Below are 17,271 nucleotides of genomic sequence, written 5' to 3'. Positions count from 1 at the left end.
ATCATTAGAATGCAAACAAATGCGGGGCCACCAAAACTGGTGGCCCCGCATTTTAGGTTACTTGTGTGATCAGGAAATGATCTGGTAGTCTTCTAATTTTGTTTTGACTGCTTCGATGTGCTCTTTCACTCGTTCCGGTGCCGGTCCGCCGGCTACGTTTCTGCGGATGACGCATTCCTTCAGGTCAACCTTTTTGTAGATGGTTTCATCAAAAGCGTCCGAGTGTTTTTTGTACATATCCAACGGGAAGTTTTCCAGCGTCAGGTTCTGTTCCTCGCATTCTTTCAGGATATTTCCGGTGATCTGGTAAGCGTCACGGAAGGGGATGCCTTTTTCGACCAGGAAGTCGGCACAGTCAGTCGCATTCAGATAGCCTTTTTGCGAAGCCTTCAGCATGGCTGCTTCAATCACGTCCATATCGTTCAGCATTGCAGGCAGAATCTCCAGACAGAATGTGACTGTGTCGATTGCTTCGAACAGCAATTCTTTTTCTTCTTGCATATCTTTGTTGTAGGCAAGTGGCAAGCCTTTCATCAAAGTCAATACGCCAATCAAATCACCGAAGACACGGCCGGATTTGCCGCGCAGCAATTCCGCGATGTCCGGATTTTTCTTCTGTGGCATGATGCTGGATCCGGAAGAGAATGTATCCCGGATTTTAACAAATCCGAATTCCTGTGAGGACCAAAGGATGACTTCTTCAGCCAGACGGGAAATGTGGACCATGATGATTGACATATCCGCCAACATTTCCATGGAATGGTCGCGATCGGATACGCCATCGAGACTGTTCCGGGAAAAATCCTTGAAGCCGAGTGCTTCAGCAGTGAAGGCGCGGTCCAACGGCAAGGTGGTAGTCGCAAGTGCGGCACTGCCTAGCGGTAAATAATGCAGTACCCGTTCTTGGGCATCATCCAGACGGGATTTGTCCCTCAGGAACATCTCCGTGTAAGCCATCAGGTGATGGGCAAAAGTGATGGGTTGTGCACGTTGCAGATGGGTATAACCTGGCATGATCGTTTCCAGATGCTGTTCGGCTTTTTCACTCAATGCGAGGGCAACGTTGGCAGTAAGACTGGACAGATGCTCCAACGCAGAAACAGAATACAACTTCAAAGCAGTCGCTACTTGGTCGTTGCGGCTTCTTCCTGTGTGGACCTTTTTGCCGATAGCGCCAAGACGTCGCGTCAATTCCGCTTCCAGGAAGCTGTGGATATCTTCTTCCGAGAAATCGATGGTCAGATCGCCATCCTGCAGTTCATCATTCATTTTGCCCAGTTCATTGACGAGAGCATCCGATTCTTCGCGAGGAATGATTTCGGTTTTGCCCAACATTTTTGCGTGAGCGATACTTCCGGCGATATCTGCATAGACCAGACGGGCATCCGCATCGATGGATGAATTGAATTCAAATGCCTTTTCATTCATGGAACCGTGATAATTATTTGACCAAATTGCCATAATTTCCTCCTCGGCAGGGTGTTTGTCTTGATGTGGATGACCACACCGCAATCCCTGGCTCTTTTCGATAGTATTTTAATACGCTTCATTATTGATTGCTGCTTTTTTCTTTTGCTTCTGTCAATTGTACAATTGTTTCGAACGCGAGTTCAATCCCTTTTTGCAATTGCGCATAATCTGTCCATTCTTCCGGAGTATGGCTGATGCCGTCTTTGCTGGGGACGAAGATCAGGCCTGTGTCAGTGAAGCTTGCGAATATCATGGCGTCATGCCCGGCGCCGCTTACCATTTTTCGATGGCGCAACCCTAGTTTTTCGCAATTTCCGATCAGCAGTGACTGGATAGTGGTCGACATCCCGACAGGCTCCGCATAAAGCAATTCCTCTGTGCTGAAAGAGATGCCCGGCATTATTGCATCTGCCGCTAGCTGCTTGATTTTACCGAGGATGCGCCGGATGGTACCGTTATTGGCGGAACGGATGTCTACTGTGAAATCAACCTGATTCGGGATGACATTGGCGCCGTTCGGAAGGACGTTCAGTTTTCCGACAGTCAAAACCGGCATGTCTGATTCACCTAAAACCAGCCCAGGAAGTTCCTTCAGAATCGATACCGCCGCCACTAAGGCATCGGCGCGGCCTTTCATCGGAGTCGTTCCCGCATGCCCGGATTTCCCTCTGACGGTGATGCGAATTTCGGTCATGCCGACGATCGATTGGACAATGCCCACATCCTGTGCCGCTTCTTCCAATAATGGACCCTGTTCGATATGCAATTCCAGGAAGGCTTTCACATCACTTGCGGTACGCAGCGCCGAACCGATGTCAGCAGCGTTGAATCCCATTTTTGCCATCGCGTCCGCTGCCGATTGACCGGTACTGTCCTTCATTTCATGCAGATCAGTAGGGGTAATTTGGCCTGCTATCATGCGGGAACCCAAAACACCGCCTCCGAAACGAGAGCCTTCTTCCTCGATCATGGCAATGACTTCGAGCGGATAACGGGGCTTCAGACCGTACTCCTGAAACAAAGCCGCCACCTCAAGACCAGTAACGACTCCGGCGGGACCATCGAAGGAACCACCATTCGGGACACTGTCAAAATGAGAGCCGATTATTACGGCAGGCACATTTTTCAACAAACCTTCTAGTCGCCCATAAATATTTCCAACCGCATCTTCCCGAACAACAAGGCTGAGGTTTCTCATTTCTTGCTTGATGTAATGACGGGCTGATTCATCTTCTTTGCTGTATGAGAGTCTGGTCGTTCCGTGACCGGGAGTTGCAGTAAAGCGCGCAAGCGACTCGATGTGGGTCTGGATGCGTTGTTTATTTGCTTTAAACATAGCTATTCGACACACCCTTTCTTAATGATGCTCTTTCCTAAAAAAATATGCAGGTGCAAGTATTCTCATTCTTTTTTAATTTTATTTTCTATATTGAATCCTAGAGCAAAAGCATCCAAAAAGCAAGGGAAATCAAGGATATTCATGAAAAATGGAGAATTAAAATGAGATGCTGCAATGAAAAACGCCACAACTCGTCATTGACAGAGGGCTGACAGCACGTTACAATAGCATTAATTTATTTTTAAATGTGAATTTAATGAAAAGATTCATCTAATAGCAATAATAGGGGCGGAGGAATGAGAATGATGGACGGCTATATGGACATGCATATGTGTTGCGGAAAAGTTAAGCATGTACGTCGTGCGCTCATTTGAACAGCCTTTTTTGGGAAGTGTCTGCAGGTTCGTCCGATCGACTGTAAGGGAACGATCACTGATTGATGTGTAGCCTTCTGAAAAAACAATAAGGGTTACCATGCGCATGAGTGTGTCGTCATACATATGTGCTTTTTTTGTACGCTAACGAGAAATTGAGGGAAGTGCGTGCAGATGGTGCGCACACATCATTAGAAAAAAATGTGACGGGAGGAATAATGGATGAAACCGATTATAGGAATTGGAGGCAACCATCTGACTGCTGAACTCGGCAATCAGATGGAAAAAACATACACACCGCAAGGGTTTATCGATGGTGTACAAGTAGCAGGAGGGATTCCGCTCGTGATTCCCATCAGCGATCCATTGGATGCAGAGCATTACATCAACGCTGTGGACGGATTGATTTTAGCAGGCGGGCAGGACGTATCCCCGATTCTTTATGATGAGGAGCCGACGCACCGGTTGGGTGTCACGCATCCGGCGAGGGACGCTTTCGAGATTGCTTTGGCCAGAGAAGCGTACAATCAATGCAAGCCGATTTTTGCGGTATGCCGCGGAATGCAGCTGATCAATGTCGCTTTTGGCGGCAGCCTGCATCAGGATATCAGCCAGCTGGAAGAGTATGATGTCCAACATGACCAGAAAACGAACATCCAGTATGCTTCCCATTCTATTTCGATTGCCCCGAATAATTTCTTGCGTTCCTTTTTGGGTGAGAAGCATCTCGTCAACTCTTTCCATCACCAAGGCGTCAAGGAATTGGCGGAGCCTTTTGAGGCCATCGCTTGGAGCTCCGACGGGTTGATTGAAGCCTTCCAAGCAAAAGAAAGAAGCCAAAATATCTTCGCGGTGCAGTGGCATCCGGAATTTATGCTGGCCTCTTCCCAGAAAATGCAATATTTCTTTGATGAGATCGTCTTCCTGGCGGGGACAGGCATCCATTACCAAGACAACGTGATGCATTATTGAAAATCGTTCAGAAACCTGCTGCCATCCGGTTGTTGGGTTTCTGAACTTTTTTTGCGTTCGAATCTACTAAAAATAGCTAAAGAACGCGCTATAGATTAAAATATAGGTAAGAAGAATACCAATGGTAGCTGGGAGGCTTAACTTATGAAACGTGTACCGAACATCCTGACGCTGATCCGCCTTTTTTTGATCCCTTTTTATTTGATGGTCTTCTATTCGGATGCGGCGCACCCGGTCCGTTGGGCGATGATCATTTTTCTGGTCGCCAGCCTTACCGACATCATTGATGGCTATATCGCCAGAAAATATGATGCCATCACGAAATTCGGGCAGGTGGCTGACCCTTTTGCGGACAAAGTGATGCAGATTTCAGTTCTGTACACATTGATGGATATCGGCTATATCGAAAACTGGTTTTTCCTGATCGTATTGATAAAAGATGGCCTGCAGATATTCCTGGGCGTGGCTTTACTGAATGTCGAGCCGAAAATCATCGTGCCGGCGAATGTATTCGGGAAGGCCACGACCGTCCTGATTTTTGCCACGATCCTTCTTTCCTTGTTCCGTCTGCCGGGTTTGATCTATCTGCAGATTTTTGTCGGGGGATTGGCGGTCATCACCTTCTCCCAGTATGCTTATCATGTCTGGCAAGCGTGGAAAAGAAACAAGTCAGGCCAAATGGATAATCAGTGAACAGGGGCTGTATCAGAACCAGAAAAGGATTTTCTGGCTTTGATGCAGCCTCTTTGTATGGGAATTGAATTTATGCTCAGAGATAGCCCGCCAAAACCTATTTGGCGGGGTAAAATGTCCAAGAGCAATACGAGTTTCTCCTTCAAAAGCCACTTTGGCGGGGAATTCCATCACCAAATCGCAAAGAAGAGGCTGCCTCATTTTTCGAGACAGCTCCCTTTCCTAGATATTCGGATAAGCCTTTAGGATATACGCTTTGATGCGGTCGATGGCTTCTTGCAGCACCTCTTCCGATTCGGCGAACGGAATCCTCAAGTAGCCTTCACCCATTTTCCCGAAAGCGGAGCCCGGCGTGAGTGCCACGTGGGTTTCCGTCAAGATTTCCATCGCAAAATCATAGGAGGTTTTACCGAATGTCTTGATGTTCGGAAAGGCATAAAAGGCGCCTTCCGTACTCAAACAATGGAAACCCGGAATCTGGTTCAAACCATCGACGATGATGTGGCGGCGACGGTCGTATTGTTCCAAGAAATAGCGGACATCATCCTGCGGTCCGGTGATCGCAGCGACAGCGGCTTTCTGGATGAAAGGCGGGACACAGAATCCTACGCCTTCCCGGAACTCGGCCATGCGATCGATGGCTTCCTGATTGCCGACGACATAGCCGATCCGCCAACCCGTCATCGCATAAGTTTTTGATAAGCTGTTCACCACGAAATGATTGTCTTTCGCTCCCGGAATCTCGAACAGACTGAAATGCTTCTTGCCGTCGTATATAAGGCTTTCGTAGACCTCGTCCGACAGAATCGTGATCTGATGGCGATCGGCCAGGGCCACGATGGCTTCCATATCGCTCGGATCAAGGATCGAACCCATAGGATTATTCGGGGTATTCAGAATGATCAAACGCGTTTTGTCGGTCAGGACCTGCTCGATGTCGGAAGCTTGCATCTTGAAAGAATTTTCTTCGTAGACAGGAACTGGAATAACCTGTGCCCCCAAAAGCATGATTTGGCCGAGATAATTCGGGTAGCTCGGATCGGCGATGACCACCTCGTCGCCCGGGTTCAGGATCGCCATCATCACGTGCAGAATGCCTTCCGTTCCGCCGAAAGTCGCCATGGCTTCATTCGGGTAGAAGGGGATGCCGGTCTGGTCCGTGTATTTTTTCGCTACGGCTTGCTGAAAGGCGAGCTCGCCGACATTCGCGCCGTAGTGCGTATGATTGGCGGCGATGGCATCCTGCCCGGCTTTTTTGATGTATTCAGGCGTTTCGAAATTCGGTTCGCCCATTGTCAGCATCAGCGTGTCCTCGAATTGGGCGGCCAGTTTCGCCATTTTTCGGATACTGGATGCCGGATAGTTTTTGGATAGTTCAGACCAATGGTACATGTATGTTTGCTCCTTCTAATCAACTTTTCTTTTATTTTATCAGATATTCTTCGACTATCCTAGTGTTGGCCGCGGGGACAAGTGAAGGAGAACGGAACAAAAAAGGAAGATAAAGATAATTTTCTGAAAAGTTGCATTCAGCCAGGTCATTTTTGGTATAATGAAAGGATCGGTACAAAAACAGAACGACTTTTCATTTGTGGCAACGGGATAGCCTATCTACGTTAACCTGAACAATAGGTGTGGAAGTCAGATTTTGTAATAACAATTTAGGAGCATCAGGATGTCAGACCAGAAGATTTATCTATTATTGACGGATACGGGATCTCTATTGACTCGGACGATCAAACTGTTCACAAGACAAAAATATAATCACGTATCCTTGGCGTTTGATGCAGCGTTGGCGGACACCTTCAGTTTCGGCCGAAAAAAAGCCAATAACCCTTTTATAGGGGGCTTCATACAGGAAGATGTGACATCTGCTTTCTATAGTCAGGCAAAATGTGCGGTGTATGAGCTGACCGTATCCGATGAACAGGCGGCAGTAATGAGAGGCTATGTTTCTTCATTCGAAATGGACAAAGAAAAGTACCATTATAATCTGCTGGGGCTATTGCCTGCTCTATTTAATAAGGAATGGGTCAGGGAAAATTATTTTTTTTGTTCACATTTTGTTTCGACTGTATTAGTGGAGGGTGACGTGCTGCAATCCGAGAAGCCTGTGACATTGATGAGGCCGGCAGATGTTTTGGAGGCATTGCCGTTTGTACCTTTGTATGAGGGGATTCTTTGTCATTTCAATGAACTGTCCATTGAGGCAGTCGAGCAAGGTTTGGCATATGAAGCTCAAATGGTGATTGAGTCGCTTGATTTGGATAGCGCTGATCACTGCTTCCCTGAGAACTTTTTGCCATTTCCCGTCGCTTAGATCGGTCTATGTCTGACAAGGAAATGTCAGCAAAAAAAATGAAGATTCCATAAAAGCATTGACTTATTTCTAATTTAGATTTAATATTTAAAAAAAGATAATGAAAGGAGTTGCAGCATGATGAGAAGAATGAACGCACGTAATACAGCCACTTGCCATGCTGTAAACACTTTATTAGTCATTATTATGCCCTAGGATTCAAACTATTCAATTAGTTGAGTCCTATTCTTAGTGAATCAGGGCTCGACGCAAGCTGAAGCCCTATATCACATGAGGGCTTCTTTTTTATTAATATGCAGGGGAAAAGGGGAGACAGCAATGCGTAGTGATATAATCAAAAAAGGAATAGATAAAGCGCCACATCGTTCCTTGCTGAGAGCAACTGGACAAATCAAAGAAGAAGCGGATATGGACAAGCCGTTCATAGCTGTCTGCAATTCCTATACAGATATCGTGCCTGGGCACGTGCATTTAAGAGAATTAGGCGATATCGCCAAAGAAGCGATCCGTGAAGCCGGCGGGATTCCTTTTGAATTCAACACGATCGGTGTCGATGACGGGATCGCAATGGGACACATCGGAATGCGCTATTCATTGCCATCGCGCGAAATCATTGCCGATGCCGCTGAAACGGTCATCAACGCACACTGGTTCGACGGTGTTTTCTATATCCCGAACTGCGACAAAATTACACCGGGTATGCTGTTGGCGGCTGTCCGCACCAATGTTCCGGCTATTTTCTGCTCAGGCGGCCCGATGAAGGCTGGCCTTTCCGCTACCGGACAGGCGCTGACGTTGTCATCCATGTTTGAAGCCGTGGGAACTTTCAAAGAAGGCAACATGACAGAAGAAGAGTTTTTCGACATGGAAGCAAACGCATGTCCGACTTGCGGTTCTTGTGCGGGTATGTTCACCGCCAACTCGATGAACTGTTTGATGGAAGTATTGGGATTGGCATTGCCATACAACGGTACTGCTTTGGCAGTCAGTGACGAGAGAAGACAACTGATCCGCGAAGCGGCCTTCAAACTGATGGACTTGGTCGAAAAAGACATCAAGCCGCGCGACATCATCACTGCTGATGCGATCGATGATGCCTTCGCCTTGGATATGGCGATGGGAGGATCGACGAATACGGTGCTGCACACGTTGGCTTTGGCGAAAGAAGCCGGAATCGACTATGACATGAACCGCATCAACGAAATTGCGGAAACGACTCCGTACCTTTCCAAAATTGCCCCATCATCTGTTTACTCCATGCATGATGTGCATGAAGCGGGCGGTGTGCCGGCGATCATGAATGAATTGATCAAACATGGCAACCTGCATCCGGACCGCATCACAGTCACAAGCAAGACGATCCGTGAAAATGTTGCGGACCACGAAATCAAAAATGAAGCAGTCATCCACAAATACGAAGATGCCTATTCTCCGGTCGGTGGCTTGTCCATCCTGAACGGGAATATCGCTCCTTTCGGCGGCGTCATCAAAGTAGGCGGCGTGGATGCCGACATCAAAAAATTCGTCGGAAAAGCGATTTGCTTCAGCAGCCACGATGAGGCAGTGGAAGCGATCGATAATCGCACCGTCAAAAAAGGTCATGTTGTCGTCATCCGTTATGAGGGCCCTAAAGGCGGACCCGGGATGCCGGAAATGCTGGCTCCAACTTCTTCCATCGTGGGACGTGGCTTAGGCCGCGATGTTGCGCTGATCACGGATGGCCGTTTCTCAGGTGCCACTCGCGGTATCGCAATCGGACACATTTCTCCGGAAGCAGCTTCAGGCGGACCAATCGCCTTGATTGAAGATGGCGACGAGATCGTCATCGACCTGGAACACCGTACGATCAACGTAAGCGTCCCTGATGAAGTGCTGGAAGAAAGAAAGAAAAAACAGACACGCTTTGTGCCTAAAGTGAAGACAGGCTGGTTGGCACGTTACGCTGCGTTGGTTACCTCAGCCAATACCGGCGGCGTTCTGAAGACACCAGAAGAAATCTTTGCAGAATACGAATAGAACAAAAAAATCCGCGCCGGAGTTACCGGCGCGGATTTTTTTGTTGTTTTGAAATTCAGTTCATTCGTCGCGTCCCAGAGCGACTTGCATCTCTGCAACTGTTTTTCTGTCCAAGTTGAAGATGAATTTGAAGCAGAGGAAGACGAGGGTGTAACCAATCAATGGGAAGAGGGTAGCCATATCACGGATGGCCAAGGAGTTTTCCGCCGTCCAAGTGGCGGCATCTTTTACGTCCAGTGTCGGAATCATGATGGCGATGGCTGCAGGAACGAACGATTGTCCGAAACCTTGTGCGACTTTACGCAACATAGAATAGGTAGCGTATACGGATCCTTCGTTACGGATACCGGATTTCCACTCTTGATAATCGATTGCGTCAGCAACCATACCCCAAGTGTAGATCGTCAAACCGAAGGCAAAACTATTTGCGATGATCTGCATCGCGATCCAAAGAATCGGATTTTTGATTTCGACCAAGTAAAGGAAAGCGTAGACTGCGATAGATCCGATCAATGGCCAAGTCGACAATTCCTTTTTACCCAATTTTCCGACCAAGGTACCACCGAGGGCAGTACCAACAAATAGTGGAATAATTTGAGTCAGGATGGAGTAAGAACTCAAGGTTCCATCTCCGAAGTACATCTGGTAAGTCAATTGATGCAATTGGGTTCCGCCCAAGATGAACAGAATTTGTGCGATGGAGGCAAGAGCGATACCTAAAATTGCACGGTTGCGGAAGAAGGCTTTTAATGTCTCGAAGTAATTGAATTTTACTTCCTCACCCTCAGTCTGAACATGCTGGATGCGTTCTTCCGTATTCAGATAGAGAAGCGCAAAAGCAATGATGGAAACGATACCCAAAATGACTGCAATCGGGAACAGCCTTTCGCCGCGGAAAATACTTGCTGTTTGTCCGTTTTTTGTGACTTGTTCATAAGCAAACAATGGAATCAGGATGCCTAGAGGAACACCAGCGATGATGTATCCCCAAGAACGTGCGTTGGATAAAGCAGCACGTTGTGAAGGTTTGGAAGTCATAACGGAGCTTAGGGCGCCGTAAGGAACATTCACGACTGTATAGGTGACATCCCATAAGATGTACCCACCGATACACAGAGCAAGTTTAGCAGGATAGGACCAGTTAGCCGCATCAATGAACATGACGGTTGCCGCTAATGCCAGGAATGGAGAACCGTGCAGAATCCACTGCTTGAATTTCTCACCTTTTTTATTTGCACCCATCCGATCGACGATTGCACCGATGATGGGATCGTTGATGCCATCAAAGATTTTTGTGATCAGTATGATGATGGAATAGTGGGTCAAGGAAATCCCAATGTATTGTGTGTAGAAAATGAACATGTAGCTGGAGATTAGCGTGAAACTCATATTGCAGCCGAAGTCGCCCATGAAATACCCAAGTAGGTCGCGGAATCCGAATGGACGCTTTGTAGCGCCGGTTACCTGATTTTGAGCCATTTTTAAACTTCCTTCCTTAAAAAAATGATTTTGATTTGAAAACCGATAAATAATAACAGAAAATGCGTATCATAATATGAAATGGTTTTTCTCTATCTGATATGAGTATAAAAGAAAACGTATACAAGTCAAAGAGGATGAGCGTAAATATTTAGCCTTGCAGACAGTTTTGTCAAATTTTTGACATAATCCTACAGCAACCTTACGCGTTTTGGGCAACCCCCCTGAGAAGAATGTTTCGAAAAAATGACGTTCCAACTTCTAATCAACTTCATTTACTTCCACAAGAAGTCACAAATGCTGTCAGTCCCGAATAACCTAAAATTTGAGGGAAATGAAATATTTATGGATATTCCACTCAGGGGGCTTATCATCATTTATATTATTTGTTATAATATCATAATGTGAAACGGTTTCCCGTTCAATGAATCAAAACACTGATATTTGATTTGATAAGTATGGAAAATGGAATGGTATACAAAGACTTTTTAAGTTTTGAACTATATTAAGAAAAGGATGATCATAAAATGGTACAAAAAGAAGAATCAAACACAAGCACAAGCACAAAAGTGCAATCGATAGATCGGGCCCTATCGATCCTGGAAACCTTGGCGGACTACCCTAGCCTCAGCTTGATGGAACTGAGCGAAAAGGTCCATCTGCACAAAGCGACGACCCATCGTCTAGTGAATTCTTTGATGGAAAACGGGTACATCGACCGCAATCCTGACAACAAGCAATATCGTATTTCTTTGAAGATGTTCCATCTTGGGAATAAGCGTGTCCACAACATCGACTTCTTGAATGTGGCCAAAAGCATGATCCGTCAGTTGTCGGATGATACGAAACAGACCGTGCATCTGGTTGTGGAAGACAACGATGAAGTGCTGTACATCGATAAGTATGGTGAGTCCCGCGGCGTGCGGATGCAATCAAAGATCGGTACGAAAGCGCCACTTTATTGCACTGCGGTCGGGAAAGCGCTCCTGAGCACCCGTCAAAATGCTGCCGTCCGTGAATATTGGGACAGTATCGTTCCGGAACAGAAGACCGGACGCACAATCACCACTTATGAAGAACTCGTCAACGAGCTGGATGAAATCAGAAGGAATGGATACGCCCTCGACGATGAGGAGTTTGAAGAAGGCATCGTTTGCATCGCTGCAGCGTTTTCGAGCGCAAGGGAAGTTGCGGCCGGTGCGATCAGCATCTCCTTGCCGTTGTCCGAAATGGTTGATAAAGACTTCTATACAGGAAAAATTTTGGAGTATGCCACAAAGATTTCACACTTCCTCGGTCATTTTTGATCCTTTCCAATCTGAAGCCGATACAGCAGGAACTCCCCACGAACCGCATGATACATGCGTTTGTGGGGAGTTTCTTTTGTATATCCTTTCATTTTTTCTGGGGCCATTCAGGGGTACGCCACATTTTTTTCACAATTGGCCAATCATTTATATATTTCTGATGGAATTTCGTTGACATAAAAGATGGTAAATTCTATAATGAATTCAAGTTATGATACTGAGTTCCACAATGTGAAACGATGAATGGAGGATGACAAATGAGCGTCAAGAGAGATACCCTGGCTCAATTACAAGAGAATTACCTGTTTGCAGTAGTGCGCGGAGCTTCCGAAGAGGCAGGTTATGAGATTTCCAAAGCAGCTTATCAAGGAGGCATCAAGAACATCGAGGTGACATTTTCGACACCGGGTGCTGAAAATGTTATGCGTAAACTGTCTGATGAATTCGCAGGCACGGATATGGTCGTAGGTGCAGGTACGGTATTGGATGAAGTCGCTGCGAGAATTTCGATTATGAACGGAGCGAAATTTATCGTAAGCCCTTCCTTTAATGAAAAGATTTCAAGAATGTGCAACCTATACACTGTTCCATACTTGCCTGGATGCGGTTCTGTTACAGAAATTCAAATGGCTTTGGAAACAGGCTGTGAAGTAGTCAAGCTTTTCCCGGGTGGTTTATTGGGTCCTGGATTCATCAAAGACGTTCATGGTCCTATTCCTTGGGTTGACGTGATGCCATCAGGTGGCGTAAGCATTGAGAACATGGACAAATGGATCGCAAATGGAGCTTGGTCAGTCGGTGTCGGCAGTGCCTTGACACGGAACCTTAAAGAAGGCGGCTATGCCAGTGTAGCGGCTGCCGCTAAAGAATTTGCCGATCGCTTGGCAGAAATCAAAGCACAATAATCAATCGTATTTCAAAATAAAGCTCGGAAGGGGATTTCTTCACATGTCATTTATTCATGACGACTTTATGCTACAGTCCGAAACGGCTAAAAAACTTTACCACGAATATGCGGAAAACATGCCCATCTTCGATTACCACTGCCATTTGGTGCCACAACAGATTGCTGAAGATTATGAATTCGAAAACATCACGGAACTATGGTTGGGCGGCGATCATTACAAATGGCGCGCGATGCGTGCGATGGGGATTCCGGAAGAAAAAATCACCGGGAATGCTTCTGCTGAAGAAAAATTTGAAGCATGGGCCTACACTGCTGAAAATGCAGTAGGGAATCCATTGTTCCACTGGACAGCCTTGGAATTGAAAAAGTATTTCCATATAGAAGAAACACTTACCAGTGCCAACTGGAAGGAAATCTATGCGGAATGCAACCGCGTGTTGAAAGAAGAAAAGCTGACAGCGCGCACGTTGATCAAAAATTCCAACGTCACCTTCATTTGCACGACAGATAACCCAACGGATACGTTGGAATGGCACAAAGCAATCGCTGAAGACAAGACATTTGATGTGGCAGTCGTTCCTGGTTTCCGTCCGGATGAAGCTTTCGCTATCCAAGACGCAACCAAGTTTGCTGGGTTCATCGGAAAAATGCAAGAGGCGACCGGCAAAGAAATGGCTACATTCGCTGAATTGTTGGAAGGAATGGAAGAGCGGATCCAATATTTTGCGGATCATGGTTCGAACGTTTCTGACCACGGCTTATCCCAAATCTACTATGCTGAAGCCACGGATGAAGAGATTGAAGCCATCTACGCCAAAGCGCTCGCTGGTGACAGCATTTCTGAATCAGATTACGCAAAATACCAAACACGCTTGTTGGTGGAACTGGGCAAAATCTATGCTGCCAAAGACTTCGTAATGCAATTGCACTTCGGCGCCATCCGCAACAACAATAAGCGCATGTTTGCTGCCTTAGGAGCGGACGCCGGTTTCGATTCCATCCAGGATCAACCGAACGTGTCCTATGCTTTGAACAATCTCCTCGGTGCTATGGATCTGACGAATGAACTGCCTAAATTCATCGCCTATAATCTTGATCCTACTTATTTCGACTTAGTGGGAACGGCAATCACCAACTTCCAAGTGAACGACAAAGGCATCAAGAGCAAAGTCCAAATGGGTTCCGGTTGGTGGTTCAACGATACCAAGTACGGCATGCTGAAACAATTGAAATCCTTATCCGAGGCAGGCTTATTGATGAATTTTGTCGGCATGCTGACAGATTCAAGAAGCTTTATCTCCTATACGCGTCATGAGTATTTCCGCCGTATCCTGTGTGATTTCATCGGTGATCTTGTGGAACGTGGAGAAATCCCGAATGATGCCAAATTATTGAAAAAGCTGATCACGAACATCAGCTACAACAACGCTGTAGAATACTTTGATTTTAAAAAATAAAAAAATAAAAAAAAGAAGAGGAAGTGCATTGCAATGGAAATGTCATTCAGATGGTACGGACATGAAGATCCAGTTACACTCGATAATATCCGCCAAATACCTGGCATGAAAGGAATCGTAACAGCAGTTTATGATATCCCAGTTGGCGAACCTTGGCCAATGGAACGTATCGAAAAATTGAAGGCTGACGTAGAAGCAAAAGGTCTGCGCATCTCTGTTATCGAATCCGTTCCTGTACACGAGTCAATCAAAATCGGTCGCCCAGACCGCGACAAATATATCGCTGCTTACAAAGAAACTTTGCGCAACTTGGGCAAAGCAGGCATTCCTGTAGTTTGCTACAACTTCATGCCTATCTTTGACTGGACTCGTTCCAACTTGGCATACGAATTGCCAGATGGCTCCAACGCGTTGATCTTCGACGAAGAAGAAGTCAACAAAATGGATCCACGTACCCTTTCACTTCCAGGTTGGGATGAAAGCTATACTCCTGAAGGAATGAACGCCCTGATGGATGAGTACAAAGAAGTAGATGAAGAAAAATTGTGGGAAAATCTAGAATACTTCATCAAAGCAATCATGCCTACAGCTGAGGAAGCCGGCGTGAAGATGGCTATCCACCCTGATGATCCTCCATACAGCATCTTCGGCTTGCCTCGCATCATCACAGGCGGCGAAGCACTGAACCGTTTCATCAAATTGTACGACAGCGAATATAACGGCGTTACATTATGCGTAGGGTCCTTCGCTTCAGATCCTAAAAATGATGCAGTAGCAATCTTGAAAGACATGCTGGCTAAAAAACGTGTAAACTTCGTGCATGCACGTAACGTGAAATTAGTTGGCGGACGTTCATTCGAAGAATCTGCTCACTTGTCAGAAATGGGATCCATTGACATGTATGAAGTTGTTAAAGCATGTGTGGAAAACGGCTTTGAAGGTGCAATCCGTCCAGACCATGGCCGTATGATTTGGGGAGAAACTGGTAAACCAGGTTATGGTTTGTATGACCGTGCGTTAGGTGCAACTTACCTGAATGGTTTGGAAGAAGCAGTGAAGAAAAACTTGAAAGCTCAACAATAACAATAAGAAAGAAGGAACATCACCATGACAAGCCCATTCGTTCATGATTTTACCGATAAAGTAGTAGTAGTTACAGGTGCAGGCGGAGTATTATGCTCTTTCTTCGCAAAAGAGTTCGCCAGAGCAGGCGCAAAAGTAGCTCTTTTGGACTTAAACTTAGACAATGCACAAGCATACGCTGACGAGATCGTTGCTGCTGGCGGCATCGCTAAAGCATTCAAAGCCAACGTATTGGAATTGCCAAGTCTGCAAGCAGCTAAAGAAGCTGTCGTAGCTGAATTAGGCGAAGTGGATATCTTGGTCAACGGAGCAGGCGGAAACAACCCGCGCGCAACGACTGACAACGAGTACCATGAAACTGATTTGCCTGAAGGAACAAAAACGTTCTTCGACTTGGAACAAAGCGGCATAGAATTCGTCTTCAACTTGAACTTCTTGGGTACAGTATTGCCTACACAAGTTTTTGCTAAAGACATGATTGGCCGCCCAGGCGCTAACATCATCAACATCTCAAGCATGAACGGATTCACTCCATTAACTAAAATCGTTGCTTATTCAGGCGCGAAAGCTGCCATCTCCAACTTGACTGAATGGTTAGCTGTTCACTTTGCGCACGTGGGTCTGCGTGTCAATGCGATCGCACCAGGATTCTTGGTTTCAAAACAAAACCAAGCATTGTTGTTCAATGAAGATGGCACACCAACGCCTCGTACAGGCAAAATCCTTGGAAGCACTCCAATGGGCCGTTTCGGCGAACCGCATGAATTGATCGGCGGCTTGCTGTTCTTGGCTGACGACAAAGCTGCAAGTTTTGTGAACGGCGTCGTATTGCCAATCGATGGCGGCTTCAACGCGTATTCAGGCGTATAAGTTAAAGAAATAGAATAGGGCAGATAGAACGAAGTGTTTCATGCAGTTCAATGCTATCTGCCTTATTTTTTTGAGAACAAGTTAGGAGAGAAAAAATATATGTCTACACACCCAGCACAATTCACGAAACAAAAAAAATTCCTAGTATGTGTCGATTCCGATGGTTGCGCTATGGATACGATGAACGTGAAACATGAACGTTTCTTCGGGCCTTTGGCAGCTGACGAGTATGGCATCAAAGACCGCGAAACATTTTTGGCCGACTGGGACCGCATCAACCTGTTCTCCAGCACACGCGGAATCAACCGTTTCAAAGCATTGGTTTTGACGTTGATCGAAGCGCAGGAAAAAGGCGAAGACATCGGCGATATTTCAGCACTGACCGATTGGGCGAACAATGCGCCATCCTTATCGAATGCTTCCCTTGAAGCGGAAATCGCGAAAGCATCTTCCGAAGATCTGGAAAAAGCTTTGGTTTGGAGCAAGAAAGTCAACGAAGGCATCGAAACCGAATTGGCGGGCGAAGACAAGCCTTTCCCAGGCGTTCTCGAAGGGCTGACAAAAATCCATGGCCTGACGGATGTCGCTATCGTGAGCTCAGCCAACAGCGAAGCTTTGAACAGCGAATGGAACAGACACAATCTGATGCCGCAAGTTGACGTAGTCTATGGACAGGAAGTCGGCAGCAAAGCCGACGCAATTGCTGATTTGTTGACAAAAGGTTATGCAGCGAACGAAATTTTGATGGTCGGCGACGCACCTGGCGATGAACAAGCTGCAACGGTAAACGGCGTATTCTACTACCCGATCCTTTTCGGAAAAGAAGAATTCTCATGGGAGCGCTTAAGCAATGAAGCAATCGAGAAATTCCTGAACAAAGAATATGCGGGAGCTTACCAAGAAAAAGTGCTTGGGGAATTCCATGCCTTATTGGCTCAATTCGATTAATACCATTTCATGATTTCAAAATAGAAACATTACGTT

14 protein-coding genes are annotated in these 17,271 nt (G+C 46.3%); 10 read left to right on the top strand and 4 right to left on the bottom strand.

Features of this window, described 5'->3' with window-relative positions; genetic code table 11:
• Positions 1–69 precede the first annotated feature (69 nt).
• On the bottom strand, positions 70–1,461 hold the full coding sequence (gene argH, locus C8U37_RS02670; RefSeq protein ID WP_108031724.1) for an argininosuccinate lyase: 1,392 nt from the start codon (positions 1,459–1,461) through the stop codon (positions 70–72).
• An 88-nt stretch (positions 1,462–1,549) separates the two neighbouring features.
• A complete protein-coding gene (locus C8U37_RS02665; RefSeq protein ID WP_108031723.1) occupies positions 1,550–2,806 on the bottom strand; it encodes a Zn-dependent hydrolase in 1,257 nt (418 codons plus the stop codon).
• A 599-nt stretch (positions 2,807–3,405) separates the two neighbouring features.
• Here C8U37_RS02665 and C8U37_RS02660 point away from each other — a divergent pair.
• Positions 3,406–4,155, top strand: a complete 750-nt coding sequence (locus tag C8U37_RS02660) for a gamma-glutamyl-gamma-aminobutyrate hydrolase family protein (RefSeq protein WP_108031722.1) — start codon at positions 3,406–3,408, stop codon at positions 4,153–4,155.
• Positions 4,156–4,299: 144 nt separating this feature from the next.
• A complete protein-coding gene (locus C8U37_RS02655) occupies positions 4,300–4,848 on the top strand; it encodes a CDP-alcohol phosphatidyltransferase family protein (protein WP_108031721.1) in 549 nt (182 codons plus the stop codon).
• A 222-nt stretch (positions 4,849–5,070) separates the two neighbouring features.
• Here C8U37_RS02655 and C8U37_RS02645 read toward each other — a convergent pair whose 3' ends face one another.
• Positions 5,071–6,240, bottom strand: coding sequence for a pyridoxal phosphate-dependent aminotransferase (locus tag C8U37_RS02645; RefSeq protein ID WP_108031719.1), 1,170 nt, complete (start codon positions 6,238–6,240; stop codon positions 5,071–5,073).
• 283 nt (positions 6,241–6,523) lie between these two features.
• Between C8U37_RS02645 and C8U37_RS02640 the strand changes: the two genes are divergently transcribed.
• Together C8U37_RS02640 and ilvD are read left to right on the top strand one after the other, a co-directional pair.
• Positions 6,524–7,168, top strand: a complete 645-nt coding sequence (locus tag C8U37_RS02640) for a hypothetical protein (protein ID WP_108031718.1) — start codon at positions 6,524–6,526, stop codon at positions 7,166–7,168.
• 318 nt (positions 7,169–7,486) lie between these two features.
• Complete coding sequence (gene ilvD, locus C8U37_RS02635; protein WP_108031717.1) at positions 7,487–9,184, top strand: dihydroxy-acid dehydratase; 1,698 nt, start codon at positions 7,487–7,489, stop codon at positions 9,182–9,184.
• A gap of 60 nt (positions 9,185–9,244) precedes the next feature.
• Here the strand turns inward: ilvD and C8U37_RS02630 are convergent, their stop codons facing one another.
• Positions 9,245–10,663: an MFS transporter gene (locus tag C8U37_RS02630; protein ID WP_108031716.1), complete on the bottom strand. Its 1,419-nt coding sequence runs from the start codon at positions 10,661–10,663 to the stop codon at positions 9,245–9,247.
• A gap of 527 nt (positions 10,664–11,190) precedes the next feature.
• On the opposite strand from C8U37_RS02630, the gene C8U37_RS02625 reads away from it, so the two are divergent.
• From C8U37_RS02625 to C8U37_RS02600, 6 genes are all read left to right on the top strand, one after another.
• Positions 11,191–11,970, top strand: a complete 780-nt coding sequence (locus tag C8U37_RS02625) for an IclR family transcriptional regulator (protein ID WP_108031715.1) — start codon at positions 11,191–11,193, stop codon at positions 11,968–11,970.
• A gap of 257 nt (positions 11,971–12,227) precedes the next feature.
• The gene (locus C8U37_RS02620; protein ID WP_086626862.1) at positions 12,228–12,875 is read left to right on the top strand and encodes a bifunctional 2-keto-4-hydroxyglutarate aldolase/2-keto-3-deoxy-6-phosphogluconate aldolase; all 648 of its coding nucleotides are present in this window, start codon (positions 12,228–12,230) and stop codon (positions 12,873–12,875) included.
• A gap of 43 nt (positions 12,876–12,918) precedes the next feature.
• Positions 12,919–14,334, top strand: a complete 1,416-nt coding sequence (gene uxaC / locus C8U37_RS02615; protein ID WP_108031714.1) for a glucuronate isomerase — start codon at positions 12,919–12,921, stop codon at positions 14,332–14,334.
• A 33-nt stretch (positions 14,335–14,367) separates the two neighbouring features.
• Positions 14,368–15,417 (top strand): mannonate dehydratase, encoded by a 1,050-nt coding sequence (gene uxuA / locus C8U37_RS02610; RefSeq protein WP_108031713.1) that lies wholly within the window; start codon positions 14,368–14,370, stop codon positions 15,415–15,417.
• 24 nt (positions 15,418–15,441) lie between these two features.
• A complete protein-coding gene (locus C8U37_RS02605; protein ID WP_108031712.1) occupies positions 15,442–16,287 on the top strand; it encodes an SDR family oxidoreductase in 846 nt (281 codons plus the stop codon).
• Positions 16,288–16,386: 99 nt separating this feature from the next.
• Positions 16,387–17,235 (top strand): HAD family hydrolase, encoded by an 849-nt coding sequence (locus C8U37_RS02600; protein ID WP_108031711.1) that lies wholly within the window; start codon positions 16,387–16,389, stop codon positions 17,233–17,235.
• Positions 17,236–17,271: the final 36 nt, after the last annotated feature.

Origin of the sequence: Trichococcus patagoniensis (assembly GCF_003051085.1) — a bacterium.
In the GTDB taxonomy this organism is placed as follows: Bacteria; Bacillota; Bacilli; order Lactobacillales; family Aerococcaceae; genus Trichococcus; species Trichococcus patagoniensis.
Note: the sequence above shows the minus strand (reverse complement) of the source record. Positions and strands in the feature narration are given on the sequence as shown.